This is a genomic window from Brevibacillus sp. NRS-1366 (assembly GCF_050467985.1).
Genome location: NZ_JBITPN010000022.1, coordinates 609,109 through 633,931, shown reverse-complemented (window position 1 = coordinate 633,931; position 24,823 = coordinate 609,109). Strand labels below are relative to the sequence as shown.

At 48.6% G+C, this 24,823-nt stretch carries 28 protein-coding genes and 1 other RNA gene; 22 read left to right on the top strand and 7 right to left on the bottom strand.

Going from position 1 to position 24,823, the window contains the following annotated elements:
• Positions 1 to 12 precede the first annotated feature (12 nt).
• Positions 13 to 846 carry an ABC transporter permease gene (locus ACIFQN_RS19855; RefSeq protein ID WP_429834743.1) on the top strand — a complete coding sequence of 278 codons (834 nt, stop codon included), beginning with the start codon at positions 13 to 15 and terminating at the stop codon, positions 844 to 846.
• A gap of 59 nt (positions 847 to 905) precedes the next feature.
• On the opposite strand, the gene ACIFQN_RS19850 is transcribed toward ACIFQN_RS19855, so the two are convergent.
• Entirely contained in the window at positions 906 to 1,388 is a 483-nt protein-coding gene (locus ACIFQN_RS19850; protein ID WP_429834742.1) for a CcdC family protein, read from the bottom strand.
• Positions 1,389 to 1,480: 92 nt separating this feature from the next.
• Positions 1,481 to 2,680: an MFS transporter gene (locus ACIFQN_RS19845; RefSeq protein WP_429834741.1), complete on the bottom strand. Its 1,200-nt coding sequence runs from the start codon at positions 2,678 to 2,680 to the stop codon at positions 1,481 to 1,483.
• A gap of 168 nt (positions 2,681 to 2,848) precedes the next feature.
• On the opposite strand from ACIFQN_RS19845, the gene ACIFQN_RS19840 reads away from it, so the two are divergent.
• On the top strand, positions 2,849 to 3,529 hold the full coding sequence (locus ACIFQN_RS19840) for a CPBP family intramembrane glutamic endopeptidase (RefSeq protein WP_429834740.1): 681 nt from the start codon (positions 2,849 to 2,851) through the stop codon (positions 3,527 to 3,529).
• Positions 3,530 to 3,552: 23 nt separating this feature from the next.
• A complete protein-coding gene (locus tag ACIFQN_RS19835) occupies positions 3,553 to 4,104 on the top strand; it encodes an RNA 2'-phosphotransferase (RefSeq protein ID WP_429834739.1) in 552 nt (183 codons plus the stop codon).
• Here ACIFQN_RS19835 and ACIFQN_RS19830 read toward each other — a convergent pair.
• The gene (locus ACIFQN_RS19830; RefSeq protein WP_429834738.1) at positions 4,092 to 4,637 is read right to left on the bottom strand and encodes a DUF309 domain-containing protein; all 546 of its coding nucleotides are present in this window, start codon (positions 4,635 to 4,637) and stop codon (positions 4,092 to 4,094) included. The genes ACIFQN_RS19835 and ACIFQN_RS19830 overlap by 13 nt on opposite strands.
• A gap of 89 nt (positions 4,638 to 4,726) precedes the next feature.
• Between ACIFQN_RS19830 and ACIFQN_RS19825 the strand changes: the two genes are divergently transcribed.
• Entirely contained in the window at positions 4,727 to 4,981 is a 255-nt protein-coding gene (locus tag ACIFQN_RS19825) for a hypothetical protein (RefSeq protein ID WP_429834922.1), read from the top strand.
• 51 nt (positions 4,982 to 5,032) lie between these two features.
• On the opposite strand, the gene ACIFQN_RS19820 is transcribed toward ACIFQN_RS19825, so the two are convergent.
• Positions 5,033 to 5,203, bottom strand: coding sequence for a YjzC family protein (locus tag ACIFQN_RS19820; RefSeq protein WP_429834737.1), 171 nt, complete (start codon positions 5,201 to 5,203; stop codon positions 5,033 to 5,035).
• A 177-nt stretch (positions 5,204 to 5,380) separates the two neighbouring features.
• Here ACIFQN_RS19820 and ACIFQN_RS19815 point away from each other — a divergent pair, with 177 nt between their 5' ends.
• The 4 genes from ACIFQN_RS19815 (at position 5,381) to ssrS (ending at position 7,716) form a co-directional block, all read left to right on the top strand.
• A complete protein-coding gene (locus tag ACIFQN_RS19815; RefSeq protein WP_429834736.1) occupies positions 5,381 to 5,620 on the top strand; it encodes a hypothetical protein in 240 nt (79 codons plus the stop codon).
• A gap of 95 nt (positions 5,621 to 5,715) precedes the next feature.
• Positions 5,716 to 6,069, top strand: coding sequence for a DUF4870 domain-containing protein (locus tag ACIFQN_RS19810; RefSeq protein ID WP_429834735.1), 354 nt, complete (start codon positions 5,716 to 5,718; stop codon positions 6,067 to 6,069).
• 82 nt (positions 6,070 to 6,151) lie between these two features.
• On the top strand, positions 6,152 to 7,378 hold the full coding sequence (locus tag ACIFQN_RS19805; RefSeq protein ID WP_429834734.1) for a CaiB/BaiF CoA transferase family protein: 1,227 nt from the start codon (positions 6,152 to 6,154) through the stop codon (positions 7,376 to 7,378).
• 147 nt (positions 7,379 to 7,525) lie between these two features.
• Positions 7,526 to 7,716: non-coding RNA, 6S RNA (gene ssrS / locus ACIFQN_RS19800), on the top strand.
• A gap of 136 nt (positions 7,717 to 7,852) precedes the next feature.
• Here ssrS and ACIFQN_RS19795 read toward each other — a convergent pair.
• The 3 genes from ACIFQN_RS19795 to ACIFQN_RS19785 are packed head-to-tail and all read right to left on the bottom strand — an operon-like array spanning position 7,853 to position 10,448.
• A complete protein-coding gene (locus ACIFQN_RS19795) occupies positions 7,853 to 8,293 on the bottom strand; it encodes a hypothetical protein (RefSeq protein WP_429834733.1) in 441 nt (146 codons plus the stop codon).
• 32 nt (positions 8,294 to 8,325) lie between these two features.
• On the bottom strand, positions 8,326 to 8,670 hold the full coding sequence (locus ACIFQN_RS19790; protein WP_429834732.1) for a DUF2512 family protein: 345 nt from the start codon (positions 8,668 to 8,670) through the stop codon (positions 8,326 to 8,328).
• 50 nt (positions 8,671 to 8,720) lie between these two features.
• Complete coding sequence (locus ACIFQN_RS19785; protein ID WP_429834731.1) at positions 8,721 to 10,448, bottom strand: Rqc2 family fibronectin-binding protein; 1,728 nt, start codon at positions 10,446 to 10,448, stop codon at positions 8,721 to 8,723.
• A 190-nt stretch (positions 10,449 to 10,638) separates the two neighbouring features.
• On the opposite strand from ACIFQN_RS19785, the gene ACIFQN_RS19780 reads away from it, so the two are divergent.
• The 14 genes from ACIFQN_RS19780 to rpe all read left to right on the top strand — a co-directional run bounded on the left by ACIFQN_RS19780 (position 10,639) and on the right by rpe (position 24,766).
• The gene (locus ACIFQN_RS19780; protein WP_429834730.1) at positions 10,639 to 11,523 is read left to right on the top strand and encodes a YicC/YloC family endoribonuclease; all 885 of its coding nucleotides are present in this window, start codon (positions 10,639 to 10,641) and stop codon (positions 11,521 to 11,523) included.
• A gap of 24 nt (positions 11,524 to 11,547) precedes the next feature.
• Entirely contained in the window at positions 11,548 to 11,808 is a 261-nt protein-coding gene (gene remA / locus ACIFQN_RS19775; RefSeq protein ID WP_015891999.1) for an extracellular matrix/biofilm regulator RemA, read from the top strand.
• 16 nt (positions 11,809 to 11,824) lie between these two features.
• Positions 11,825 to 12,445, top strand: coding sequence for a guanylate kinase (gene gmk / locus ACIFQN_RS19770; RefSeq protein ID WP_429834729.1), 621 nt, complete (start codon positions 11,825 to 11,827; stop codon positions 12,443 to 12,445).
• Positions 12,446 to 12,448: 3 nt separating this feature from the next.
• A complete protein-coding gene (gene rpoZ, locus ACIFQN_RS19765; RefSeq protein WP_429834728.1) occupies positions 12,449 to 12,655 on the top strand; it encodes a DNA-directed RNA polymerase subunit omega in 207 nt (68 codons plus the stop codon).
• A gap of 67 nt (positions 12,656 to 12,722) precedes the next feature.
• On the top strand, positions 12,723 to 13,967 hold the full coding sequence (coaBC, locus tag ACIFQN_RS19760; RefSeq protein ID WP_429834727.1) for a bifunctional phosphopantothenoylcysteine decarboxylase/phosphopantothenate--cysteine ligase CoaBC: 1,245 nt from the start codon (positions 12,723 to 12,725) through the stop codon (positions 13,965 to 13,967).
• Positions 13,964 to 16,399 (top strand): primosomal protein N', encoded by a 2,436-nt coding sequence (gene priA, locus ACIFQN_RS19755; protein ID WP_429834726.1) that lies wholly within the window; start codon positions 13,964 to 13,966, stop codon positions 16,397 to 16,399. The genes coaBC and priA overlap by 4 nt, the downstream gene beginning before the upstream one ends.
• A gap of 16 nt (positions 16,400 to 16,415) precedes the next feature.
• Positions 16,416 to 16,892: a peptide deformylase gene (def, locus tag ACIFQN_RS19750; RefSeq protein WP_429834725.1), complete on the top strand. Its 477-nt coding sequence runs from the start codon at positions 16,416 to 16,418 to the stop codon at positions 16,890 to 16,892.
• A gap of 5 nt (positions 16,893 to 16,897) precedes the next feature.
• Positions 16,898 to 17,848 (top strand): methionyl-tRNA formyltransferase, encoded by a 951-nt coding sequence (gene fmt, locus ACIFQN_RS19745; protein WP_429834724.1) that lies wholly within the window; start codon positions 16,898 to 16,900, stop codon positions 17,846 to 17,848.
• Positions 17,849 to 17,851: 3 nt separating this feature from the next.
• Positions 17,852 to 19,198 (top strand): 16S rRNA (cytosine(967)-C(5))-methyltransferase RsmB, encoded by a 1,347-nt coding sequence (rsmB, locus tag ACIFQN_RS19740; RefSeq protein WP_429834723.1) that lies wholly within the window; start codon positions 17,852 to 17,854, stop codon positions 19,196 to 19,198.
• 195 nt (positions 19,199 to 19,393) lie between these two features.
• Complete coding sequence (rlmN, locus tag ACIFQN_RS19735) at positions 19,394 to 20,464, top strand: 23S rRNA (adenine(2503)-C(2))-methyltransferase RlmN (protein ID WP_429834722.1); 1,071 nt, start codon at positions 19,394 to 19,396, stop codon at positions 20,462 to 20,464.
• A gap of 4 nt (positions 20,465 to 20,468) precedes the next feature.
• The gene (locus tag ACIFQN_RS19730; protein ID WP_429834721.1) at positions 20,469 to 21,224 is read left to right on the top strand and encodes a Stp1/IreP family PP2C-type Ser/Thr phosphatase; all 756 of its coding nucleotides are present in this window, start codon (positions 20,469 to 20,471) and stop codon (positions 21,222 to 21,224) included.
• A 5-nt stretch (positions 21,225 to 21,229) separates the two neighbouring features.
• Entirely contained in the window at positions 21,230 to 23,221 is a 1,992-nt protein-coding gene (gene pknB, locus ACIFQN_RS19725; protein WP_429834720.1) for a Stk1 family PASTA domain-containing Ser/Thr kinase, read from the top strand.
• A 13-nt stretch (positions 23,222 to 23,234) separates the two neighbouring features.
• On the top strand, positions 23,235 to 24,125 hold the full coding sequence (gene rsgA, locus ACIFQN_RS19720) for a ribosome small subunit-dependent GTPase A (RefSeq protein WP_429834719.1): 891 nt from the start codon (positions 23,235 to 23,237) through the stop codon (positions 24,123 to 24,125).
• On the top strand, positions 24,119 to 24,766 hold the full coding sequence (gene rpe / locus ACIFQN_RS19715; protein ID WP_429834718.1) for a ribulose-phosphate 3-epimerase: 648 nt from the start codon (positions 24,119 to 24,121) through the stop codon (positions 24,764 to 24,766). Before rsgA ends, rpe begins: the two co-directional genes overlap by 7 nt.
• Positions 24,767 to 24,823 lie beyond the last annotated feature (57 nt).

The window sequence follows — 24,823 nt, the reverse complement described above, 5'->3', positions numbered from 1 at the left end:
GGAGCTTACAGGATGGAAAAAAACACGGCCTACCAGCTTTCAGAGGTTACAAAAAGCCAAACCGCATTTCGCTGGCGCAAGCTTGTCAAAGATAGTAGAGGGACCCTTTTAAGTACTCTTTCTATCGTTGCGGTTTTAGTCTTGTGGGAGTTTATCGCTCGTCAAGAGATCGTCGATCCGCTTTTCATCAGTTCTCCTACAGCGATTGCTCAGGCAGCGGTTGTCATGCTGCAAGAATCAGACTTTTGGAAGGACCTGGGGGTCAGCGGCTATGAGTTCATCGTTGGTTTTGGTTTAGCCATCCTAGTCGGCATTCCGCTGGGCGTATTTTCGGGGTGGAACAAGACGTTTTACCATGTGGTGAATCCATTTATTTCTGCGATGTATGTGACCCCCCGTGTCGCATTGATGCCAGTCATTATTATTGCTTTTGGAATTGGACCTGCCTCGAAAATGGTTGTAGTGTTTCTCATGGCTTTATTTCCCATCATCATGAATGCTCAAAAGGCGATGAACACCTTGGATCAAAATTTAATAAAAGCGGCGAGGGCATTTACTGCCAGCGAGTGGCAAATCTTCAAGACGATAGCACTCCCTTCAACCGTTCCCTTTATGCTTACAGGTATCCGTCTTGGGATCGGACAAGGGTTGATTGGAGTGGTTGTCGGCGAGTTGTTTGCCTCAACTGCAGGTATCGGTTTTCAATTGACAAACGCAGGACAGAACCTGCAAACGGACCGCATGTTTGTAGGTGTTCTTGTGATTACGGTAGTTGGAGTGATCCTGACTGGTTTAGTCGGTGTCATCGAAAAGCATTTTTCTTCTTGGCGTCCGGAGAAAGAGTAAAGTCTTCAAAGTAAAAAAACCACCTGCGGGTGGTTTTTTTCGGATGAAAATGGGCTGGTTTATTGAGCCCCAAATGTTTTCTTGGTGAGCTGACGGTACATGTACAGCATAGCAATTCGCCATGGCACCAGCATTCCAAATGCAAGCAAGAAGAAAAGTCCACCTGTCTGAATCGGTGTAAACGAATCGTTGATGAGTAATTTAATAATGAGTCGAATCACCAACAAGCCCATCAAAATGAAGAAAAAAGCACGGGATCGCTTGAGATAGACATCCTGACCAATGATTTCAAAACGTGATGTCAGAATAAGTGGAATCGAGAACACCAAGCCTACCAAAAAAGCTCCAACATCATACATAGGCGGTGTGGCTGCTTCCGGCAAGAAGAACATGGCAAATCCCGTGGCCATAAAAAAAGGCGGCAGGATGATGCTTTTTGCTGATACCGGCTTTTTCTGACGTCGCATTCGCAGGAAGATGACCGCCGTTGCCATCAGGAGTGGTACCAAGACTCCCAGAGCGGTTGATGAAAGTATTTGCATGGAAGAATCCCTCCATTAGTTTTCGAAGTGCCCCTCTTAGTTTACACCAAATTCATGGACCAGCAAAGCATTTGACAATGATTAACGATAGCTTACGCGGCGGCCTCGTCATTGGCTCTAACATCGAGCTTATGCTTTTTGCTGTAAAAGAAGGTCACAAGTGCAAATACCAAAGTGAGTGAGCCGAGGAACAGTAAATAGCCACTAATCCCCATCAGGTCCAGTCCTCCACCCGTAATCCCCAAAGCAACCAGGAAGAAGCAACGATCTAACATGCTTTTAAACGAAAAGAATCTTCCTTGTTGATGAGCAGGCAGTCGCTTTTGAAAAATTGTCGCGATTACAGGGAAAAAGAACGCCACGACAAATCCAAAGACAGCAAATGAACCAAGTACCATCAATTTGTTTCCAGCGATAGACATCCCATACTGGGAAAGGGCAAAGAAAGCAAGCATCAAGGTGGATGCAGCAACCAGATTGTTTTTGCCGATCCAGCGCTTCGCCAGCAGACTTCCCGCGAGAATACTTATGCCCTCCGCGGCGTAGATCCAGCCCATAAGCTGTGGTTCCTGATGAATCTCGCTAAATTTTAGAATCATCAAATTGATACCGCCTAAAAACAGAGTAATCAATCCATTGTTGATTAATCCGACTAATAAAGCAGGGTCTTTTCTGGCAATCGTCAGTACCTCACGAAACTCCACTTTTTCTTTCATGGTACGGGAGGTAACTTGCGGAATGCGCAAGAAAAGGGTGACAACAGCGAGGACAGCGTAAGCGACAATCGAGCAAACATACAGCATTTGCAAATTCATCGAGGCTACCAGAACACCACCCAACGCGGTTCCGCCGATGCGGGATAACGTAGAAATATTCAGATAGGCGCTGTTCGCTTTGAGTAACTCATCCTGGGACAGGATTGCAGGCAGTGAAGCTTGCACGGTCGGAAAGTAAAAAGCTGCGGAGCATTGCATGACAATGAGGGAGACGATCATCCAGAGGATCGAATCGTACGCAATGGCAGGGAACATGAAGACTGGACTTAAAACGCGTACCAAGCTCGCGAGCATCATCACTTTCCCTTTGTCGTACATGTCAATCACGACGCCAGCTTTGGGGGAAAGCAAAATGCTGACAACCAATCCGCTCATCAGAATCAGTCCCTTAACCGTTTCGGAAGGGATCAGCCTTTGCATGAACTGAAGATTGGCAATGATAGAAATCCACATGCCTGCTCCTGCGACGATCTCCCCCGTCATTAAGAGGACAAAAGTTCGGTTTCGCCACAACATGAGAGCCACTCCAAATCAAAAAAATTTTTTCGTAGAAAGGTATCAACCAGTATAGCATCTCCCTCCAGAATTGTATATTTATTGTCTATGTGGGTATGCTGACCTTTCATAAAGGACAACCTATACTGATACTAAGCGGCCATAACGTAAAAAAGGGAGCTTATCCACATGGCGCGAAAACGGTCGTTACTTTTACTGATCGGATATGGTTTTGCTGCTACGCTAGCCATTTTTTACGGTCTGGTCGAACGGCATAGTCTGTTTGTTACTTTTGTCGCGTTCCATCTGCTGATCTGTTTGTGCATCCCGTTTATCCATGGGTGGTGGGAGGGGACTCTTAGCGAGAGCTGGAGACACGCGTGGGGGCGATTTGACAAGCGCGGAGCCTGGTATGGGCTGTTCCTCGGAACGCTGCTTTTGACAGGTGTGTTGGCTGGGGCCTGGATCCTTCTGCAACCCGAGGGAAGACCGGAGAAGATCCGACAAGTCTTGGCAGAATGGGATTTAAATGATCAGTGGATCTGGTGGTTTTCTCTTTATTTGGTCTTTATCAACTCCCTTTTGGAGGAACTATTTTGGCGTGGTTTCGTGTTGCAACGAATGATGCTGGCGTTATCACCGATTACATCCATTGTCCTCTCCAGTTTTTTCTTTACGTTGTATCATCTGATCGTGACAACCGCCATGTTTGGATTCAGACTGGGTCTATTGATAACCGTGCTTGTTTTTGGGGCAGGAGTCATTTGGGGATGGATGAAAGGCATATTTCCCACGATTTACACTACATGGATCAGCCATTTGTTCGCCGATCTGGGGCTTGTGATGTCGGTGCTTCTGTGGATTTATTGATGGTGACGCAAAGGAGGGTCAACATGGCTTCGCTCGATGAAGAAATGCGCTTGCGCAAGCGTTTGCTCAGCATTCTTCGGCAAAATAATGAACATGTCCAGCTCTATTATGATACATACGGATATACGCCAGTCGAGCCGATGCTCGCTTATCTTCGGACTTTAAAGGGCTGTGCCCTTGTTAGCCGATCTGATTTATGGCAGGTCGTAGAAAATGATCCCGGACGGCAAATCGAATGGGATGGAGGAGCCCTCATTCGAGCAACGTACGGTTTTTTGCCGACAAAGTCAAAAAACAGACTAACAGAGATGCCACCTCCTGAACAGCTGTATTACGGTACGCATCGCAAGCTATTTCGGCAAGTGCTCGCTAGTGGTTTGTTACCGATCGCAAGCGAGTTTGTACAGCTTGCAATAAGTCCCAAGGAAATCGGTATGCCGGTGGATTCTCTATCTCTTCTGATCGTAAAGGCACAGGCGGCCCATGAAGCGGGCATCCTCTTTTACCGCGCAAGTGACCAGTTTTTTTTGAGCAAGGCGATCTCACCGGCATATCTGAGGTCTTACGAGATCTGATCTGACTGTTGGGTTCGTCGTTCTTCCCGCAACTGTAATTGGCGCAGCCTTTCCGCATGCACATCGCTACGATCACGTAAGGTATGCTTGTTGAGCAAATAGGAGTCCTCCATGTTGCTCGCACGCTCCTTTGGCGTGTTGCGGATGGCGCATGCCTGTTCATACGCTTGCTGCAAGCTTTGATCTGTAATAGGCAGGGAAAGGCTGTGATACGCCTTGCCTTGTTTCATGTCATCGAGACGCTCAGCCAGCAAATCATGTAAGGCTTTGCTATCCAATCCGAGCGCCTGGATATCACCTTGATGCTCTTCTACAAGTGAAATCGCACTCGTGAGCATTTTAATGGCACCGCTTTGGTTGCCGCGTCTCTGATGATAGAGCGCAACGGCAATCTGAATCAGTCCGACCCATACAGGCCTTCGTTCCTTTGGGGGAGCGCTTTTCCAATATTCTTCGAGAATTTCGTGGCATTCGAAATAATCACGGTCAACATGAAACTGAACCAAATAGTCCAGATAAGATTGCGGATACAAAGGTCTTCACCTCATTGCTTGGTTTTCAACGGTTAGGTTATATACTATTATAAAGCAAAGAGAAGAGAAAATGAGGTGTGAAACCAATTATGACGAGAGACGAATTGATGGCAGTCCTAGAAAAAAAGAAAATGACGGAAATTATAGAGTTGATTGAGGATGCTGAACAAGGGGATTTGGAAGAGCTGGAGCTCGCCCAAAGCCTTGGTCTTCTGATGGATCAGGAGCTGAACCGAGAAGTCATTTCGCTACTGGAGAGTTTAGGGGTTACCATCATCTACCTGAGTGGGGATGAGGAAGACTTCGAGGATGAAGACGAGGACGAAAACGAAGAAGACAGGTAAGGAGAAGAACCAACCCTCCAAGAACGGAGAGGTTGGTCCTTTGCTATCCGCTTACTTTTGCGTCCATACCCGATTTTTGTTTCGGGTCGCCGGGAACTTTTCTCCCTTGCCGAGTTCAACAATCATCGGGTCTTGTACACCTGCCCCGGTCTCACCGATTTCCATGTATACTGCGTTCTTTGGAGATTTTTGACCTTCGCGAAAACGGCTGTGTTCTCCCATGAGGGTCCCTCCTTCTTGCAATGTAGTATCGGGCTTAGTATTTCCGCTGGTAGTGGCTTCATGCTGGTAAAACCGTGACATTTGCTGATTTTCCTATGACAATAGACAAGTGCCCCATGCCAATGAACCATCACCTACATACCTTGTAGATGTACCGATCAAGAGGGGGTGAGGTTCATGGGTTGCGGATGCAGAAGATCACATTGCAAATGCTACTACAAGAAGTGCTGTAAAAAGAAATACTACAAAAAACATTGCTACTATCAGCCATACTACAAGATGGAGTGCAAAGGCGGTCACGGACATTGCGGTCATGGTCATGGAGGTTACGGCCACGGTTATGACCACGGCTACGGCGGTTATGGCGGATCCTCTATGGGTGGTTACGGCGGGTCCTCTATGGGTGGCAAATATTAATAGCGAAAAGCGCCTTTCAGGGGCGCTTTTTTCGTTTTTTCGCAACTTTGCCTCAATTCCGTCGTACACTATGATAAGTGAATAGAGGAGGTATCATGATGAATACACTTTCTGGAAAAGAAGAACGGATGTGGGCGATGATCGTGCATTTGTCAGCCCTCATCGGATTTTTCATTCCACTGGGGAATGTGCTGGGTCCCCTCATTATTTGGTTGTGGAAACGTGAGGAAGGCGCTTATTTTGACGCACACGGGAGGGAAGCACTTAATTTCAATATCTCCATTACGATTTATGCGGCTATTTCCAGTATCCTGCTCATCGTGTTTATCGGAGCGCTGCTGTTGGTTGCATTGTTCTTATTCTGGATCATTTTTATCATTCTTGCAGCTGTGAGAACGAATGAAGGGAAAGCTTTCCAATATCCACTTATTTTTCGTTTTATCAAGTAAAGATGACCGAAGCCAGAGCCGCCCTGCGAAAAATGGAGCGGCTCTTCTTTTTGTTTGAATTTTCTTTCAAAGAGAGGAGGCTATGTACTCGATCACGAAATACGAAGAAAAAGGTATATCGGTGGAAGGGGTGTCCACGATGTTGACTGGTGTTACGATTGTCGATTTTTCACGCCATCTTCCCGGACCAATCTGCACGATGAGGCTGGCCGATCTTGGGGCGGAGGTCATCGAAGTAGAGACTTTTCCTGACAATGACCATAACCGATTGACCGATTATGCAAACGGGGATAGTAGCGAAACGGGAGGTTTTTACCTGCGTTCTCACCGCAATCATAAAAGCATTTCTTTGAACTTGCGCACGGAAGAGGGGAAAACGCTCGCATTTGCGTTGGCCAAACAGGCTGATGTTGTAGTTGAGAGCTTTCGACCGGGTGTCTTGCGCCATCTGGGGCTCGATTATGACAGTTTGTGGGCAGTCCACCCTGCTGTCATCTATTGCTCGGTTACCGGCTATGGGCAAAGTGGTGAGCTTTCTCAGTTAGGCGGTCATGACTTGAATGTCCAGGCCGTAAGCGGACTTCTCTCCACCATTCGAGACTCAGAAGAAAGGCCAGTCGTCGCCGATGTCCCTATCACAGATTTCGCTGTAGGACTTTATGCCAGTGAACAAATTTGTGCAGCTCTGGTCCAGCGCTTGCGGACTGGACGAGGTGCTTATTTAGATGTTGCCTCTGCTGACCTTTTTTCATCCTGGACGGGATTGCATGCAATCTTTGCTAAATATAATGAGGAGAAATGGAATCATTCTCTACGCACAGGGAGAGTCGCTTATCAAGTATTTGAAACCTCCGATGGGCACTACGTTGCTCTGGCTGCTCTGGAGGAAAAGTTTTGGCTCAATTTCTGCAGGGCGGTCGGTCGAGAGGACTGGGAGATGCTGCACCAGGCTACGATAACACAGCATCCTGATGTGTACGACGAGTTGAAAGCATTGTTTCTAACCCGCACGCAAGCGGAGTGGAGTGAGCTGGGGCTCGAGGTCGACTGTTGCCTGACGGCAGTGGAAGAGCTGGAGACGTGGGCAGATAGTTCGTATGTGACCAGCCGAGAGATTACGTATACGTTGCCGTTTTTGGAGAAAAAGGAGCCTTTAGCAGCCAAAACGCAGCACCGGTTTCAACGAGATCGAAAATTACCCCCTTGGTATACCGATCACACACACGAGCTGCTAAAACGAAGGCTAAACATAACCGACGAAGGCCTGCGCCGTCTTCAAAAGCAAGGTGTCATTCCCCAGGCTCCATAGGATGACGGCATACCCCCCTAAATCATCTCTTCTATTATAAATAATGGAAATATTCCTTGTCCATGTGTATCGGCGCTTATCATTACCTGGATGTCGGGAAGAATATCCGTTGAGCAGGAATGAATTTTGTGGTAGAGTATGTATATCAAGATCCTGCGATGTACGTAAGGCCGTAAATGTTTCTAACCTTATACGTGTTTTTCGGGAGACGAAAATTCGCCATGGAAGTCAGGCCCACCTCCACTTGGATGCATGGGAAGGCTGAAGTACGAAAGGGTCACCCACCTGTGTGAGCGCAGGTTATAGAAACATGAGGTCAACGGCAGAGCGGGGACTTGGCTGTTTTAGTAAGATACGTGTTCTTTCTATAGCATGAAACAAAACCACCTGGAGAGATTTTTGATTCCAGGTGGTTTTTTTATTGGGATAAATTTGCAAGGGGAAAGTCACGTTTAGGGAAAAGGAAGCTTCGTTTTAGTTGCCAGAGCCATGGCTCTTTCCCTGTTTGTTGTCGGACCCGCTACCCTGTCCGTCTTGTTGGTCACCTTGGTTTACAATCGTTAAGGATTGATCAAGAGACTGAGTGTCCTTTGCATCCTGAAGAATTTGATACATTTGCAAAAAGTTGGCTTTTTGTCCTTCTGGTATTCCTTTGATTCGGACGGTCAATTCCTGAGGACCGTTTTGCTGTTGCTGCTGCCCGCTTTGGTTGCTTCCTTCATTCGAGCTCGGTTGCTCGTCAAGAAAGCTCAGGAACATGGAATCGTTGTCTTGGCTATCTTGCCCGCCTTGAGCTTGACCTTGTCCACCATTCTGATTTTGCTGTCCCTGTCCGTTTTGTCCGCCGCCTTGCCCTTGGTCGAACAACACGCTGAATTCATTTAAATCGGTCTGGATGATGCCGATGACGTTCATCCCGATCCTCCTTCCGAAATAGAAAATAGACCTCAGCCCGGGTGCTTGGAGTGATGAACTCCGTGGTGTTGCAGGTAACTGTGGTAAAAGTATTCAACCACTGTTATGGCGAACGCTGTCAAAAACAAGCCAGATAAGACAAAGGGCTGGGCAAATGCATAACTGCTTACCCAGAAAAACGCAAACACGAACAAAAAATCAGCTGTGCTAGCAAATGTGTTGTTCGTGCGCGGCAGGATATAGGCATCAATCAGCGCGTAAGCCAGCAAGCTTCCGATGATGCTTACGATAAAGGCAAACCCAAGTGACGTTCCTGACCAAAAAAGCCCCGGAACCGCAATGATCCCATTCACCAAGAGCTTGAGTAAGATGTTCACAGAAGCGAACACCCCCTTTCATGCTCTTAGTATGAACTTAGGTAGTCTTGCTATGCGTAGCCTTTGGTGTTCGTTTTCAACTGACGAATCAGGGTATCATCCGGAGTGACATACAAGGTACGCTGCTGTTCATAAATGACATACCCAGGCTTGGCTCCGCTAGGTTTTTTTACATGTTTGATCAAGGTATAGTCCACAGGAATTTGACTTCCTGATTTAGCCCGGCTGAAATAGGCGGCGAGGTTAGCGGCTTCAAGCAGAGTCGCATCAGAAAACTCTCGGGCGCGTATGACGACATGGGACCCGGGAATATCTTTTGTATGAAGCCAGGTGTCCTGGGAAGAAGCCAGCTTGTTGGTCAAATATTCATTTTGCTTGTTGTTTTTCCCAACGAGAATTTCCGTACCGTCCGTTGAAAAATATACCTCCAGCTCTGGTTTCGTTTCTTTTTTCTTGCGTGGTCCCCGTTTTTTGCGATCCCGGACATATCCTTGTTCCACGAGCTCTTCGCGAATTTCTTCCGCTTCTTTTAAAGTGGCGTGGGAGAGCTGAACGAGCAAACCATCTAGGTACATGATTTCTGTTTTTGCTTGTTCGATCTGCTCACTGACAATCTGCAAACTTTTTTTGGCTTTGTTATACCGCTTGTAATAAAACTGTAGATTCTCCGAAGGGGTTTTCAGTGGATCGAGCGGAATGGTCAAAGATCCCCCTGCTTCGTCATACCAGTTGACCGTCACGAGCTCTTTATCGCCTCGCTTCATTTGGTGCATGTTGGCTGTGATCAGCTCACCATACAGGCGGAAGAGGTCAGCGTCATGCGCGTCCTTTAGGGTTTGCTCCAGCTTTTCAATCTTTTTCTCGTTTTTGTTCCTCTCGCCAGTGACAAACCGAATCAAGTCGTGTGCTCGCTGTTTTACCGTATCACGCAGAGCCTTTCCTTCGTAGTACGCTTGCAGGCAAGCTTGTACAGATGGGAAGGGAGTAGTCGACTCGGCTTGGATATGTGTCAGCTCCACGACATGAAAATAAGACTTTTCCTTTGTCTCCGTAATATTCGGTGCAAACGTATCCAGCTTGATTGCATCCATCACCTGAGAAAAGGCAGCCCAAAGTGTCTCGCGGCCTGCGAGTTTGGCTCGGTGTACGACTTCTTTGGCTAGAAGCGGACTAATCCCGGTATACGCATCTACGATCTGCTTATCCAGCCGCCCGCCATTCCAATCGAGAGACGAGATAAATTCCGGCCGAGTGATGTCGAGCGGGTCTCGTTTGTCCTGACTTGGCGGAGAGACGTAGGCTCGCCCTGGTGTGACTTGTCTATACTGACTAATAGCTAGTGTTACATGCATCGCGCTATCCAAAATGATGCCCGTTGCAGGGTCAATCAAAATAATGTTGCTATGCTTGCCCATGATCTCCATGATGATTCGTCTTACAGCCGTATCGCCTAATTCATCTCGGGTACGCACATCTATGTGAATGATCCGCTCCATCCCGACTTGCTGGACCTGCTCGATCACGCCGCCCTCACAATGCTTGCGAAGCAGCATGCAAAACATCGGTGCTTCCAAAGGATTGGTGAATTCCTCAGTTGTGATGTGGATGCGGGGGTACGTAGGATTGGCAGAAAGCAGTAATTTGACCGTTTCTCCTTGTGTTCTTACCTGCATCACGATATCACTGTGGTGGGGTTGATGAATTTTCGAAATGCGTCCACCCACCAGCTTATGTAACTCCCGTACTACGGCACGGGTTACTACGCCGTCAAATGCCACAATTGGTCACCTCAATCAAGAAAGAATGCCTATAAAAGGGTACATGTATTCGAAATAGTTGCCAGTCACAGTGTAGCATAAAGCATAACCGGGAAGGAATCTTGTTGTCCGTATGCGGCTTCGGTTGACACTGCCAAGACTTGTCTCCTATAATTAATTAACGATTTTACGTCTGCGGAAGTGAAAACTTATGATTCGAAGCATGACAGGTTATGGAAGAATAGATGAAGTAAAAGGCTCCACACGATTGACAGTTGAGATCCGTTCCGTCAATCATCGGTTTTCCGAGATCCTGGTTCGCCTGCCCAAAGCATGGAGTATACTGGAGGATCCGGTACGCAAGCTGATCGCTCAGTTTACGCTGCGCGGTCGTGTCGAGGTATCTATTTCGCTCGAGAATATCCAGTCGATTTCAGCAGCCTCTATTAATTGGAGTGTCGCAGAACAGTACGTAGCGCTGACACGCGAGATCGACCGGCGATTTTTGCTGGAGACAGTAGTGACCGCGAAAGACGTGCTGTTCTTCCCAGGCGTGTTACATACCAAGGAAACAGAAGCAGCAAATGATGATGAATTAGTGGATTGGCTGCTAGCCCAGGTCCAAGTGGCAGCAAAGGATTTATTATCCATGAAAGTGGCAGAAGGCAGGCAATTATACGCTGACCTGACCAAGCGGCTTTCGCACGTGAGTGAGTGGATAAAGGAGATTCATCAATTAGCGCCGCTCGGCATGGAGGAGTATCACAGCCGCCTTCAGCAACGGTTGAATGAATGGACCCACCAAGCTCCGTTTGAATTGGACATGGGAAGAGTTGCACAAGAGGTAGCCTTTTTTGCTGATAAAAGCGACATCAGTGAAGAAATCACTCGTTTAGAGAGCCATTGTCATCAGTTTGTAGAGCAGTTTGGAAAAGATGAAGCAATAGGACGCAAGCTTGATTTTCTTTTGCAGGAAATGAATCGGGAAGCAAATACGATTGCCTCCAAGGCGAATCATTTACGCATCCAGCATCTGGCAGTTGAGATCAAGAGTGAACTGGAAAAGATGAGAGAGCAAGTACAGAACGTTGAGTAGGATGAAAGGATGGGCTGGGCCGTCATGGCAATCAAGCTAATCAATATCGGATTTGGCAATATTGTAAATGCCAACCGCATTATTTCTATTGTAAGTCCGGAGTCAGCTCCTATTAAACGGATTATCCAGGAAGCGCGTGACCGCAACATGCTAGTTGACGCAACCTACGGGAGACGGACACGGGCCGTTATTATTACAGATAGCGATCATGTCATTTTGTCAGCTGTTCAACCGGAAACGGTAGCCCAGCGTCTGACAACAAAGGATGACGAATCGGACGAATAAAGTAGGAGTGTAAACAATGAGCATGGTTGATCGTGGTCTCCTTTTAATTCTTTCCGGACCTGCCGGAGTGGGAAAAGGAACCGTATGCAAGGCGCTTCGTGAACGAATGCCTGATCTTGTATACTCGGTTTCCGCAACCACACGTTCTCCGCGGCCTGGAGAGGTGGAAGGAGTTAACTACTTTTTTAAATCAAAAGAAGAGTTCCGACAAATGATTGAGCAGGACGCTCTTCTTGAGTGGGCTGAATATGTAGGCAATTACTACGGAACCCCGCGCCAGTTTGTAGATGAAATGCTGGATGAAGGCAGAGATGTTATACTGGAGATTGAAGTCCAGGGCGCCCTTCAGGTGAAAAAAAGCTTTCCACAAGGAACGTTCTTGTTTCTGGCCCCGCCTGATTTGAATGAGCTGGAAAACAGGATTATCGGTCGAGGCACGGAAACAGAAGAGATCATTGCAAAGCGCATGGAAGTCGCGCGCGCAGAGATTGAGCTGATGGATCATTACGATTACGTGGTAGTCAATGATGTCATCGAATCGGCATGTGATCGTATCCAAGCGATTATTACTGCGGAGCATTTGAAAAAAGAACGTCAGGTTCACAAGTATCGCAAATGGCTGAAGGAGGTTGAATAAATTATGTTGTACCCATCTATTGATGAGTTGACAGAAAAAGCGGAAAGCAAATACATCCTGGTAACAATCGCTTCCAAACGCGCAAGACAACTGCGGGAAAACAGTGAAATCCAGGTAGTGAGACCAAAATCCAAAAAGTATGTGGGGCTGGCTCTCGAAGAATTTATCTCTGATGAGCTCGTGCACGAATTCCTAGACGGACGCAAATAAGGATTCCACCTAAAAAACAACCTCATGCAGGTTGTTTTTTTCGGATAGGGAGGGAGGAGAGTTGTGGATGCACTCACTTGCTGGAAAACAAATTGTTCTTGGAGTTTCGGGAGGCATTGCTGCATACAAGGCCGCCGCGCTCACCAGTAAACTGACCCAGGCTGGTGCCCGTGTGCACGTCATTTTGACCCAAAGCGCCCTGCAGTTTGTTCAGCCATTGACGTTTCAGGCGCTTTCACATCTGCCTGTATATACAGACACATTTACGGAGCCGGATCCACACGTAATTAGCCATATTGATCTGGCGGACAAAGCAGATCTCGTGTTGATCGCACCAGCTACAGCAAATGTCATTGGTAAAATGGCGAACGGAATCGCCGATGATATGTTGACGACGACTGTTTTGGCTACAAAGGCCCCAGTCATGGTCGCGCCGGCTATGAATGTCAATATGTACGAGCATCCTGCTGTTTCGGCTAATATGGACAAGCTTGTCGCATATGGCTATCAGTTTGTAGAGCCGGGTGTAGGATTATTGGCATGCGGGTGGATTGGCAAAGGGCGTCTAGCAGAACCTGAGGAAATTGTGGAAGCGGCCCTAGCCTACTTTACACAGAAGCAAGCTCAGGTGAAACAACCACAAGATCTGGTCGGCAAACATGTGCTGGTAACAGCCGGACCGACTCGTGAAAAAATCGACCCCGTACGTTACATAACCAACCATGCTTCTGGAAAGATGGGCTATGCCATCGCAGAAGCGGCACGGGATCGGGGAGCAAAAGTGACGTTGGTAAGCGGTCCAACTTCGCTTGCTCGCCCAGTAGGAGTAGAATTTCTTGCAGTGGAATCCGTACAGGAAATGTTTGATGCCGTCATGGACTGTTTACCCGATAGCGATATCGTTATTAAATCTGCTGCTGTATCTGATTATCGTCCGAAAACGGTGCAGGAGCATAAAATGAAAAAAGGCGATGGTCCTCTCGTGTTGGAGCTAGATAAGGCGCCTGACATTTTAAAAACAATCGGAGAACGTAAAACAAAACAGTTTGTCGTTGGTTTTGCGGCCGAGACGCAAGAGGTAATAAAGCATGCCCAGTCAAAACTGGAGAGAAAAAACCTCGACATGATCGTTGCGAATAACGTATTGACCGAAGGCGCAGGTATGGGCAGTGATACGAATATCGTGACGCTTTTGACCCGAGCCGGGGAGGAAGTGGCACTGGAAAAACTAAGCAAGCGTGCTGTGGCCGATAAGATCTTTGATGCCGTTTTATTGAAGCTTTCGCAGCGTTCGCTTTCGGAGCTGTCATGATCGCACAGATTATCGTGGACGTACCGGTTAATCGGACGAATCGGCCCTTTGACTATCGCGTTCCAGCCTGGTTAACACCGATTATAAGCATCGGCAGCCGTGTCATCGTTCCTTTTGGTCCACGCAAGCTCCAAGGGTACGTGATCGGGATTACGGAGCAAGCGGATGTCCAAGTAGAGAACACGCGCCTAAAGGACGTGGAGCAAGTATTGGACGATACCCCTCCGCTAACGGCTGAATTACTAAAAATGAGTGAATGGATGTCCAGGCAGTATTTATGTCCATGGGTTACGGCTGTTCAAGCGATGATTCCGGCTGTCCTCAAAGGCAAGTCGGAGAAATGGCTCACCGCAACAGATGGTTTGGATGAGGAGACGTGTGGAAAGTCTGGTCTATTGTGGGAGCTGTATCGCAAGCGCCATCTGCCGCTTGCGGAAGTGGAAAAGCAGTTTCCGGAAGAATATTTGCTCGTTCCCGGTTGGATCCACAGCGGGCTCCTCGCGACCGAATATCAGGTGACGGATCGTATTACACGCAAACAGCAATCATTTGTCAGAAGCTTGCTTGGTAAAGTGCAGCTTGAGGAAGTGATTGCTTCCTTGCCGGCACGAGCGGAGCAGATGCGCCGAGTTCTTCAATTGTTTACAGAGCACGAGGGACAGTCCTTTTCTGTACAGATGATGCGGGATGAATACGGGATTAACCGTTCGCCCCTAAAAAGCCTGGAAGCAAAAGGCTGGATCGCAATTGAGCAAGTGGAGGTTTACCGCGACCCGTATGCCAACAGGCGCTTTTCTGACAAAGAGAAGCCCGTGTTTACTCCTTTGCAGCAAGAAGTTTTGGCACCGATTTTGCAATCTATAGAATCAGGGAGCTATGCCTCTTATCTTCTGCATGGCGTTACAGGGAGCGGCAAGACAGAGGTATACTTGGAGGCAATCGAGCGGACCTTGGCCAAAGGACGCGAGGCGATCTTCCTCGTTCCCGAAATTTCGCTCACCCCACAGATGGTGGAGCGCTTCAAAGGCCGCTTTGGTGCGGATGTAGCTGTGCTGCATAGTGCCTTGTCTTCCGGAGAGCGATTTGATGAGTGGCGCAAAATTATTCGCAATCAGGTGAAGGTTGTTGTTGGTGCGCGCTCGGCCATTTTCGCTCCGTTTCGAAATGTCGGTCTGATCGTCATTGATGAGGAGCATGAGAGCTCATATAAACAAGAAGAAACGCCCCGCTATCATGCCAGGGAAGTAGCTCTGTGGCGAGCGAAGGAAAATGACGCTGTCCTCTTGATGGGAAGTGCTACTCCTGCCCTGGAGACGTATGCCTTGGCAACCAGGGGAAGGTACACGCTGCTGCAAATGCCTGACCGGGTAGGAAATCGTCCAATGCCAGAAGTGCACGTTGTGGATATGCGTGAAGAACTCCAAGCTGAAAATCGTTCGATGTTTAGTCGCAAGCTGCATGAAATGATCCAGGACCGGCTGCGAAAAGAGGAGCAAATGGTGATCTTCCTCAATCGACGCGGCTTTTCGACATTCGTGATGTGCCGCTCCTGCGGATATACCATGCGTTGCGTACACTGCGATATTTCGCTCACTTACCATAAAACCAACCATACGGCCCGTTGCCATTATTGCGGGTATACCATTGCCCAACCAACCCATTGTCCTGAGTGTCAAAGCGAGCACATTCGGTTTTTTGGTACGGGAACACAAAAAGTCGAGATGGAGCTGGCCAAGCTCTTCCCGGGGATTCGTGTGATTCGGATGGATGTGGATACGACCTCCCGCAAAGGATCTCATGAAGAGCTGTTGAATAAATTCCGCTCTGGACAAGGTGATGTGCTGCTGGGAACGCAAATGATTGCAAAAGGTCTTGATTTTCCAAGGGTGACACTGGCAGGAATTATTGCTGCGGATACGTCTCTGCACCTCCCGGATTTTCGCGCTGCGGAAAAGACGTTCCAGCTGCTGACACAAGTAGGCGGACGTGCCGGACGTCATGAACTCGCTGGAGATGTGGTCATCCAGACGTACACACCAGAGCACTACAGCATCATACATGCTACACAACATGATTACCCAGCGTTTTATCACGATGAAATGTTGCAGCGGAGGCGTACAGGCTACCCGCCTTATTTTCGCCTGGTTCTGATCACGTTTAGTCATGAGGATGTCCCGGTCGTAATCCGCGGCGCCCATACGATGGCGGATTATTTGGGTCAGAGATTGGCGCAGACGACAATCCTGCTAGGCCCTGTGGCATCGCCCATTGCTCGTGTGAAGGATAGATTTCGATTTCAGATCATGCTAAAATATCGGGATGAACCGCAATTGGCTGAATTACTGGCTCAGGCAACAGCGGCATTTGAAGAATGGAACAAACAGCAGAAAGTACTGATGACAATTGACGTTGATCCGTATGTGCTGCTTTAGGGAGGATATTAATCACATGGCTATTCGCACAATTGTAAAACATCCAGATCCGATCTTGCGTGAAAAAGCAATGGTCGTCACCAAGTTCAATTCTAACTTGCACAAGCTTCTGGACGATATGGCAGACACCATGTACGATGCGGATGGAGTAGGACTTGCTGCACCACAAGTAGGAATTTCCAAACGCGTGATCGTTATGGACTGCGGCGACGGACTTATCGAAATCGTGAATCCAGAAATCGTTGATCATAAAGGCGAGCAATTCGATTATCCGGAAGGCTGCCTGAGCATCCCGGGCCTCCGAGGCGATGTTCGCCGTCATAAATGGATCAAACTGCGTGGACAGGATCGCTTTGGTAATGAAATCGAGCTGGAAGCAGATGATTTGTTGTCCCGCTGCTCCCAGCACGAAATTGATCACTTGAACGGTGTGTTGTTCATTGACGTCGCTGACAAAGTGTATCAAGTGAACCCGGATGAGGAAGGGGAATAATTCATTTGAAAGATGTGCGCATACTTTTCATGGGTACGCCTGACTTTGCGGTAACAAGTCTTACGGCTGTACTGGAAGCTGGATACAATGTGATTGGAGTCGTTACCAAACCGGATCGTCCTGTAGGACGCAAGCAGGTGTTGACGCCGCCCCCCGTCAAGGAGGCGGCTTTGCGTCATGGACTCCCTGTGTTGCAGCCTGAAAAAATTAAGGAAGAAGAAGCCCTGGAAGAAATACTGGCGCTCTCGCCTGACCTGATTGTAACTGCCGCATACGGTCAAATTTTGCCAAAACGACTGTTGGATGCACCGAAATTTGGTTGTATTAACGTTCATGCTTCCTTACTGCCAAAATACCGCGGAGGGGCTCCGATCCACAAATCCATTGTAGAAGGTGAAAGTGAGTCGGGAGTGACCATCATGTATATGGTGGAGGCGCTTGATGCAGGGGACATGCTGTCAAAGGTTGTCGTGCCCATCGAGGAGAGGGATACAGTAGGACTTTTGCATGACAAGCTGGCTGAAGCTGGCTCTGCCCTCTTGCTGGAAACGATTCCGCGTCTTTTGGCGGGAGAGATCCAAGCAGTGGCACAAGATCATTTGCGGGCGACATTCGCTCCTAACATAAAGCGTACGGATGAGCGAATTGACTGGAACCGTACCGCTGAGCAAATTTATAACCAAGTACGGGGTTTGAATCCATGGCCGGTCGCTTTTACGACGTACCAAGGCAAGGTGTTGAAAATTTGGTGGGTGGAAAAGCTAGTGGAAGCGGCAGCAGGAAAAGAACCGGGAACCATCATTGCACGTGAAGAAGATGGACTGGTTATAGCTTGCGGCAGTGGTGCAGTGAAAATAACGGAACTACAGCCAGAAGGCAAAAAACGCATGAGTGCTGAGGGCTTTCTGCGCGGAGCGGGCGCTGGCATTGAAATCGGCACAAAGGTAGGAGAATAGTCTGTGGCAAAAAAGGGAGCACGTGATATCGCCCTAGACGTATTAAACAGGGTAGAGGAACATAAATCTTACAGCAATCTTGAACTGCGCAATGTCCTGGATCGCACGGAGCTGAATGCTGCGGATGCGGGGCTAGTAACAGAGCTCGTGTACGGCACGATTCAGCGTAAATTGACGTTGGATCATGTGTTGTCGCACTTTATTGGAGGGAAAAAGGTACAGGCTTGGGTCCGTAATTTGTTGCGCCTCAGTTTGTACCAGATTCACTTTTTAGATCGAATTCCAGAGCGTGCAGCCGTGCATGAAGCAGTCGAGATTGCCAAAAAGCGCGGTCATCAAGGCATCGCCTCCATGGTAAATGGCGTCTTGCGCAATGTTTTACGTCAGCCTGACGTATGGGAACGTATGCCTATTGGCGGGGTTGCTGAGCAAATCGCTGTGACTCATTCTCATCCGGAATGGCTGGTTCGCCAGTGGATCCAGACATACGGGGAAGAGACAACAAAGGCAATTTGTGAGGCTAACAACCGCGCTCCTCATAGTTCCGTGCGTGTCAATACGCTGAAAATAAAAAAAGACGAGCTTCTCGCCCAATTGATGGAAGAGGGCGGTGTCGTCCGAGCATCCGAGCTTAGTGAAGAAGGACTTTTGATTGAAGGCGGTCATGCTGCAGGCACTCGCTGGTTTAAAGAAGGGTATTATACGATTCAGGATGAGAGCTCGATGCTGGTGGCGCCTGCGCTGGCAGTGAAGCCCGGCATGCGTGTTCTGGATGCATGTGCCGCTCCTGGTGGGAAAACGACTCATTTGGCAGAGAGGATGGGCAACCAGGGACAGATTGTTGCCAGTGACGTACACCCTCACAAACGGGAACTGATTGCTGCTGCGGCAAAAAGGCTAGGGATTTCCATTATTGAGCCAATCGTTAGTGACGCCCTTGATTTGCCTGAAAAAGGACTGGGTACATTTGACCGGATTTTGCTGGATGCCCCATGCTCAGGCTTTGGTGTCATTCGTCGTAAGCCAGATTTGAAATGGAACAAGACACCTGAGGATGTCCGTGCGATCGCCCAGTTGCAATACGAGCTATTGAAGCACTTGTCCACGATGCTTGCTCCAGGCGGCATGCTGGTCTATAGTACGTGTACAATCGAGCCAAAGGAAAATCAGGATATCGTCCGTCGTTTTACTTCGGAGCATCCGGAATTTGTGCTCGACGATACGCTTCGGGCTGATCTACCACAAGCGGTAAGGAATAAGGTGGATGAAACGGGAGCGTATGTCCAAATTTTGCCGCATGATTTTGAGAGCGACGGTTTCTTTATTGCTCGTTTGAAACGGAAAGAATAGGCGGGAGGGGGTGGCGCATCAGGTCCGGTGAGTGCCACTCCTTTACCTTTGTTTGCGGCTCTTTGGATTTGTTTACACTAGGAACAGCGATGCATTTGTCGTTTGGATGCCAAAACCGTTTGAAGCGAGACGCTTGGCGAGGTACAATGATAGAATGACGATTTAAGCAATGAACCCGAGGATGTGAAGACAGCAATGCCGATCACGACATTTACGAGCGCAAAGCCGCTCATTTACAGTTTGACACAAGATGAAATGAAAGAATGGCTTGTTGAAGCAGGAGATAAAGCTTTTCGCGCCCACCAGATTTTTGACTGGCTCTATGTAAAGCGCGTTACCTCTTTTGATGAGATGAGCAATTTGTCCAAGGAACTGCGCCAAAAGCTGGCGGACGCTTTCCGTATGGATTCCTTGAAGGAAATTACCCATCAGGAATCGCAAGACGGAACCATCAAGTTTTTGTTCCAATTGGTGGACGGACATGCGATTGAAACAGTCATTATGCGTCATAACTACGGCAACAGCATCTGTGTTACTACGCAGGTGGGCTGCCGTATCGGATGCACGTTTTGTGCTTCTACGCTGGGCGGGCTCAAACGAAACCTGGATGCGGGTGAAATCGTCTCCCAAGTGTTGATGGCACAGCGTAGACTGGATGCAGATGGTGAGCGGGTCAGCCACGTGGTAGTCATGGGGATTGGAGAGCCGTTTGAGAACTTTGAGAGCTTGATGGCGTTTTTGTCCGTAATCAATGACAACCGTGGATTGAATATCGGTGCTCGTCATATCACCGTTTCGACCAGCGGGATCGTGCCAAAAATATACGAGTTTGCTGAAAGAGGCGGACAAGTGAATTTGGCTATTTCCTTGCATGCGCCAAACACGGAGCTGCGTAGCACCCTGATGCCAATTAACCGCGGCTTCCCACTTGCCCAATTGATGGAAGCCTGCCACCATTACATCAACAAGACGGGTCGACGGATCAGTTTTGAATATGGACTTTTTGGTGGGAAAAACGATCAGCCAGAGCATGCCGAAGAACTGGCGAGCCTGATTGGAGACATGCTGTGCCACGTCAATCTGATTCCGGTTAACTATGTTCCGGAGCGGGATTACGTACGTACGCCGCGTGATGAGATTTTTCAGTTCAAACGCATATTGGAGGACAAGGGAATCAATGTGACCATCAGACGCGAGCAGGGCAGTGACATTGCGGCTGCATGTGGACAGTTGAGGGCACAACACGCTAAAGAAACCGTGGGGTGATGCCATGGATATCGCGATGAAATCCCATGTTGGTCGCGTCCGTCAGGTAAACGAGGATTATTATGCTTGTATTGCCGATCTAAACGGACGCGTACTGGCTGTAGTAGCAGATGGTATGGGCGGTCATCAGGCTGGTGATATCGCCAGCAGGCTCGCCGTTGAGAGAATAGTAAAAGAACTGCGTCACCTGGATGGAAATATAGACGGAGACGACGCTCGTGAGCAATTGATGAACGCTGTTAGGCTCGCCAATAAAGAAGTATTCGAATACGCAGCACAGCATCCGGAATGTAATGGCATGGGAACGACAGTGGTTGCGGCTCTGCTTAGCCCTACTACGGTCATTACCGCTCATATTGGCGACAGTCGCCTGTATTTCTTTAACCAGGATGGACTTGTCATGAAAACAGAAGATCACTCCCTTGTGAACGAGCTGGTAAAAAGTGGGCAGATTACGCCAGAAGAAGCGTCTGTTCACCCGCACCGCAATGTGATCATGCGATCTTTGGGGACCGAGCCGGATGTGCTGATTGATCTGGGACAGTTCGCGTGGTCCGAAGGTGATGTTGTACTTATTTGCTCGGATGGATTGAGTAATAAAGTAAACAACACGTCCTTGGAAGAGTGGTTGAATAAAATGGTATCGTTGCAAGCAAAGGTGGACGGGTTAGTGCAAGAGGCATTGACAGCTGGTGGAGAAGATAACATTACGCTGGTTGCCGTCCGTAACACGCCTGATACCAGTCAGAAAGAGGGGTGAGAGAGATGGAAGGTCAACGACTGGGAGGACGGTACCAATTGGAGTCCCGCGTCGGCGGGGGCGGTATGGCTATTGTGTACAAGGCTAGGGACTTGATTTTGAATCGTCCGGTAGCCGTCAAGGTACTGCGCTCGCAGTTTGGTACGGATGAAGACTTTGTGAACAGGTTCAGGCGAGAAGCGCAAGCAGTGGCAAGCCTGTCTCACCCCAACGTGGTGGGTGTTTACGACGTAGGCCAGGAAGGCGATACCCATTACATGGTAATGGAGTACATAGAAGGCTACACGTTAAAAGAAGTCATCATCGGGCGGGGAGCTTTGCCTATAGAAGAGGCGGTGAGAATTGCCGAGCAGATCTGCGATGCTCTCGATCACGCCCATCAAAATCAGATCATTCACAGAGATATCAAGCCGCATAATATTATGATTGGAAAAAACGGGCGGGTCAAAGTAACGGACTTTGGTATTGCACGGGCAGTTACTTCCGCCACGATTACCCATACAAACGCCATGCTTGGCTCTGTCCATTATTTTTCTCCAGAGCAAGCTAGAGGTGGTATCACTGGAGAAAAGTCGGATATTTACTCACTGGGGATTGTCCTTTATGAAATGGTTACGGGAGAGCTGCCGTTTTCCGGCGATTCGCCTATCTCTGTAGCGCTCAAGCATCTCCAAGAGCCGCTTCCTGAACCGCGTACAGTGAATCCGGGGATTCCGCAAAGCGTGGAAAATGTTATTTTCAAGGCGCTGGTGAAAGATCCATTCTTGCGGTACGGGTCGGCACGTGAAATGCTTGAAGATTTGGAGACCTGCTTGTTCCCAGAACGTTTACATGAGGAAAAGCTAATCTTCCCTGAGGATGAAGAGATGACTCGTGTAGTCCCGATCATTACTCCAGAGATGATGGAGGGTCACGCCAATGGTCGTACAGGCGGCGGACAGCGGAACCGTTACGAGCAGCGAAATGATACGGAGGAACAAAAGCCAGAAAAAAAATGGTGGTTAAAAACGATTTTTTGGGTAGCGGGAATCGGATTGTTTCTTGTTCTAGCCTTTTTCGGATTCAATTTTCTGTTGAATGTGGTCCCTTCTATTCCTGAGGTGCCCGTTCCGCATGTGGAAGGGCGCGATATAACCTTGGCAGAGAAAGAGATTAGGGATGCGAAGCTCGTCCCTCAGGTGATCGAGGAAGCCCATGACACAATCGAAAAGGGGATCGTCATCAGGCAGGATCCGGCGCCACCGATGAGGCTGAAAGAAAATGCGGTCGTTACGCTCTATGTGAGCAAAGGGCAGCAGCAGATTGACATGCCAAATCTCGTCTCCTTGCCGCGCTCTACTGCTGAAGATACATTGAAACAGCTTGGATTCAAGATGGAAAATGTCACGTTTGTCGAAGAGACAGACGACCAGGCTGAAAAAGGGACGGTTATCGGTCAAGCGCCAGAGGCAAATGTCAAGGTGTATCCGACCAAAGACACCGTAAAGGTAACTGTTAGCAAGGGCAGGGCCTATGTCAAGATGCCTGATGTCAGAAACAAGTCAGTCGAAGCAGCACAAGTAGAGCTGTTCAAGTGGGGCCTTAATGTTGGCGAAATTAAAAAAGAGCCTACGTATACGACCGATAAAGAGGGAATGGTGCTCTCTACCCATCCGTACGATCCTGGCATGGATGTGCAAAGAGGCGTTGCTGTCCCACTGACGGTAAGCAATGGACAGTACCCGCAGGAAGCGAAAGTTGCCAATGTGCCTACCTATATTGAAGTCGTTCCGGGTGAGACGCTCGATGTGAAAATTGAAGTCAGTGATGCGCGCGGAGAAAATCAGGTAATAACCAAAAAGACCTTGACTGAAAGCGCCGAATTCCCGGTGACTGTGGTCCTTTCACCGGAAAAGAATGCCGTGATTTCGGTGACGGTAAAGGGGCCAAATGACCAGCAATACCACGAATATCAAACGATTCCGGTTTCCTATAACAGCGTGCAAAGCGTACCATAGTGGAGGGACATGAATGCCAGAAGGACGGATTGTGAAAGCGCTGAGTGGCTTCTACTATGTAGCCGATGAAGGGCGAATCTACAGTTGCCGTGCAAGAGGGCTTTTCAAGAAAAAAGACGCCAAAGTGAATCCGCTTGTAGGCGATTGGGTTGTCTTCGACCCGATCAATGAGGAAGAAGGCTATGTAATGGAGGTGGGCGAACGGACCAGTGAGCTGGTTCGCCCGCCCATTTCCAATGTAGATCAGGCGGTACTCGTTTTTTCTATGTACAAGCCCATGTTTAGCCCGCTTTTACTCGACAAGTTCTTAGTCCACACGGAGCGTGCGGGAATAGACCCTGTCATTGTGCTGTCAAAAGCGGATCATGTTTCGGATGAAGAGGTCGAGGCTATCGTGAAGACATACGAAGCGATCGGCTATACGGTTATTCCGACCTCAACGGTTCAAGAGCGGGGATTGCAGGAGGTCCGCGATATTTTGCACGATCGGATCTCTGTTTTTGCAGGGCAGTCCGGTGTTGGGAAGTCATCATTGATTAATACGTTGTTCCCGGGCGTCAGCTTGCAAACGGGCGATGTCAGTCAAAAGCTTGGGCGGGGAAAACATACGACGCGCCATGTAGAATTGATACCATTGGATGGCGGGGGATATGTAGCGGACACACCGGGTTTTAGTTCACTGGAGTTCATGGATTTCACGGAGCAGGATTTGGCCGATTCCTTCCGCGATTTTGCCGCTCTCAGTCCCGATTGCAAGTTTCGTGGCTGCTTGCATATTAGCGAACCGTCATGCGCCGTACAAGAAGCATTGGCAGCGGGAGAACTCTCTTCAGAGCGCTATGAGCACTACAAGCAGTTCCGAGAAGAGCTAAAAGAATATCAACGGAGGAACAAACCATGGTAAAAATCGCACCTTCTATCCTGTCAGCAGATTTTGCCCGATTGGGCGATGAGATTCGCGATGTCGAAAAAGGTGGCGCGGATTGGATTCACGTAGACGTCATGGACGGACATTTCGTTCCGAATATTACGATTGGACCATTGATCGTGGACGCGATTCGCCCAGTAACCAAGCTGCCGCTAGACGTGCATCTGATGATCGAGGAGCCGGATCGGTACATTCCGCAGTTTGTGGGGAGTGGAGCGGATTGGATCACGGTTCATCAAGAGGCCTGCCGCCATTTGCATCGTACCCTTTATCTGATCAAAGAGCAGGGAGTAAAGGCAGGCGTGGTATTAAATCCAGCTACACCGCTGGTTACAATTGAACCAATCCTACCTGATCTCGACATGGTGCTCTTGATGACTGTCAATCCAGGATTCGGCGGACAGAAATTTATTCACAATGTCGTGCCAAAGATTAAAGAGCTTCGTCGCATGCTGAACGAGCGCGATTTGGGACATGTAGAAATTGAAATTGACGGTGGAGTAAATGCGGAAACAGCACGTCTGTGCACAGAGGCAGGAGCCACAGTTCTCGTGGCTGGAAATGCGGTTTTCAATCAAGCAGATCGAGCGCAAGCGATTGCAGCCATTCGTGGATAAATGGATATGATGAAGAAGCCATCTGTTGCCAAAGGCACAGGTGGCTTTTTTTTCATC

Bases quoted from the DNA above. Each gene is read 5' to 3' on its own strand.
- remA (WP_015891999.1), top strand. From the start codon at position 11,548: ATGGCAATCAAGCTAATCAATATCGGATTTGGCAATATTGTAAATGCC.
- coaBC (WP_429834727.1), top strand. From the start codon at position 12,723: ATGCACTCACTTGCTGGAAAACAAATTGTTCTTGGAGTTTCGGGAGGC.
- ACIFQN_RS19835 (WP_429834739.1), top strand. From the start codon at position 3,553: ATGGCTTCGCTCGATGAAGAAATGCGCTTGCGCAAGCGTTTGCTCAGC.
- ACIFQN_RS19805 (WP_429834734.1), top strand. From the start codon at position 6,152: ATGTACTCGATCACGAAATACGAAGAAAAAGGTATATCGGTGGAAGGG.
- rpoZ (WP_429834728.1), top strand. From the start codon at position 12,449: ATGTTGTACCCATCTATTGATGAGTTGACAGAAAAAGCGGAAAGCAAA.
- ACIFQN_RS19815 (WP_429834736.1), top strand. From the start codon at position 5,381: ATGGGTTGCGGATGCAGAAGATCACATTGCAAATGCTACTACAAGAAG.
- rsgA (WP_429834719.1), top strand. From the start codon at position 23,235: ATGCCAGAAGGACGGATTGTGAAAGCGCTGAGTGGCTTCTACTATGTA.
- pknB (WP_429834720.1), top strand. From the start codon at position 21,230: ATGGAAGGTCAACGACTGGGAGGACGGTACCAATTGGAGTCCCGCGTC.
- ACIFQN_RS19850 (WP_429834742.1), bottom strand. From the start codon at position 1,388: ATGCAAATACTTTCATCAACCGCTCTGGGAGTCTTGGTACCACTCCTG.
- gmk (WP_429834729.1), top strand. From the start codon at position 11,825: ATGAGCATGGTTGATCGTGGTCTCCTTTTAATTCTTTCCGGACCTGCC.
- ACIFQN_RS19855 (WP_429834743.1), top strand. From the start codon at position 13: ATGGAAAAAAACACGGCCTACCAGCTTTCAGAGGTTACAAAAAGCCAA.
- def (WP_429834725.1), top strand. From the start codon at position 16,416: ATGGCTATTCGCACAATTGTAAAACATCCAGATCCGATCTTGCGTGAA.
- ACIFQN_RS19795 (WP_429834733.1), bottom strand. From the start codon at position 8,293: ATGAACGTCATCGGCATCATCCAGACCGATTTAAATGAATTCAGCGTG.
- rpe (WP_429834718.1), top strand. From the start codon at position 24,119: ATGGTAAAAATCGCACCTTCTATCCTGTCAGCAGATTTTGCCCGATTG.
- priA (WP_429834726.1), top strand. From the start codon at position 13,964: ATGATCGCACAGATTATCGTGGACGTACCGGTTAATCGGACGAATCGG.
- ACIFQN_RS19780 (WP_429834730.1), top strand. From the start codon at position 10,639: ATGATTCGAAGCATGACAGGTTATGGAAGAATAGATGAAGTAAAAGGC.
- ACIFQN_RS19730 (WP_429834721.1), top strand. From the start codon at position 20,469: ATGGATATCGCGATGAAATCCCATGTTGGTCGCGTCCGTCAGGTAAAC.
- ACIFQN_RS19840 (WP_429834740.1), top strand. From the start codon at position 2,849: ATGGCGCGAAAACGGTCGTTACTTTTACTGATCGGATATGGTTTTGCT.
- ACIFQN_RS19845 (WP_429834741.1), bottom strand. From the start codon at position 2,680: ATGTTGTGGCGAAACCGAACTTTTGTCCTCTTAATGACGGGGGAGATC.
- ACIFQN_RS19825 (WP_429834922.1), top strand. From the start codon at position 4,727: ATGACGAGAGACGAATTGATGGCAGTCCTAGAAAAAAAGAAAATGACG.
- ACIFQN_RS19810 (WP_429834735.1), top strand. From the start codon at position 5,716: ATGATGAATACACTTTCTGGAAAAGAAGAACGGATGTGGGCGATGATC.
- rlmN (WP_429834722.1), top strand. From the start codon at position 19,394: ATGCCGATCACGACATTTACGAGCGCAAAGCCGCTCATTTACAGTTTG.
- ACIFQN_RS19820 (WP_429834737.1), bottom strand. From the start codon at position 5,203: ATGGGAGAACACAGCCGTTTTCGCGAAGGTCAAAAATCTCCAAAGAAC.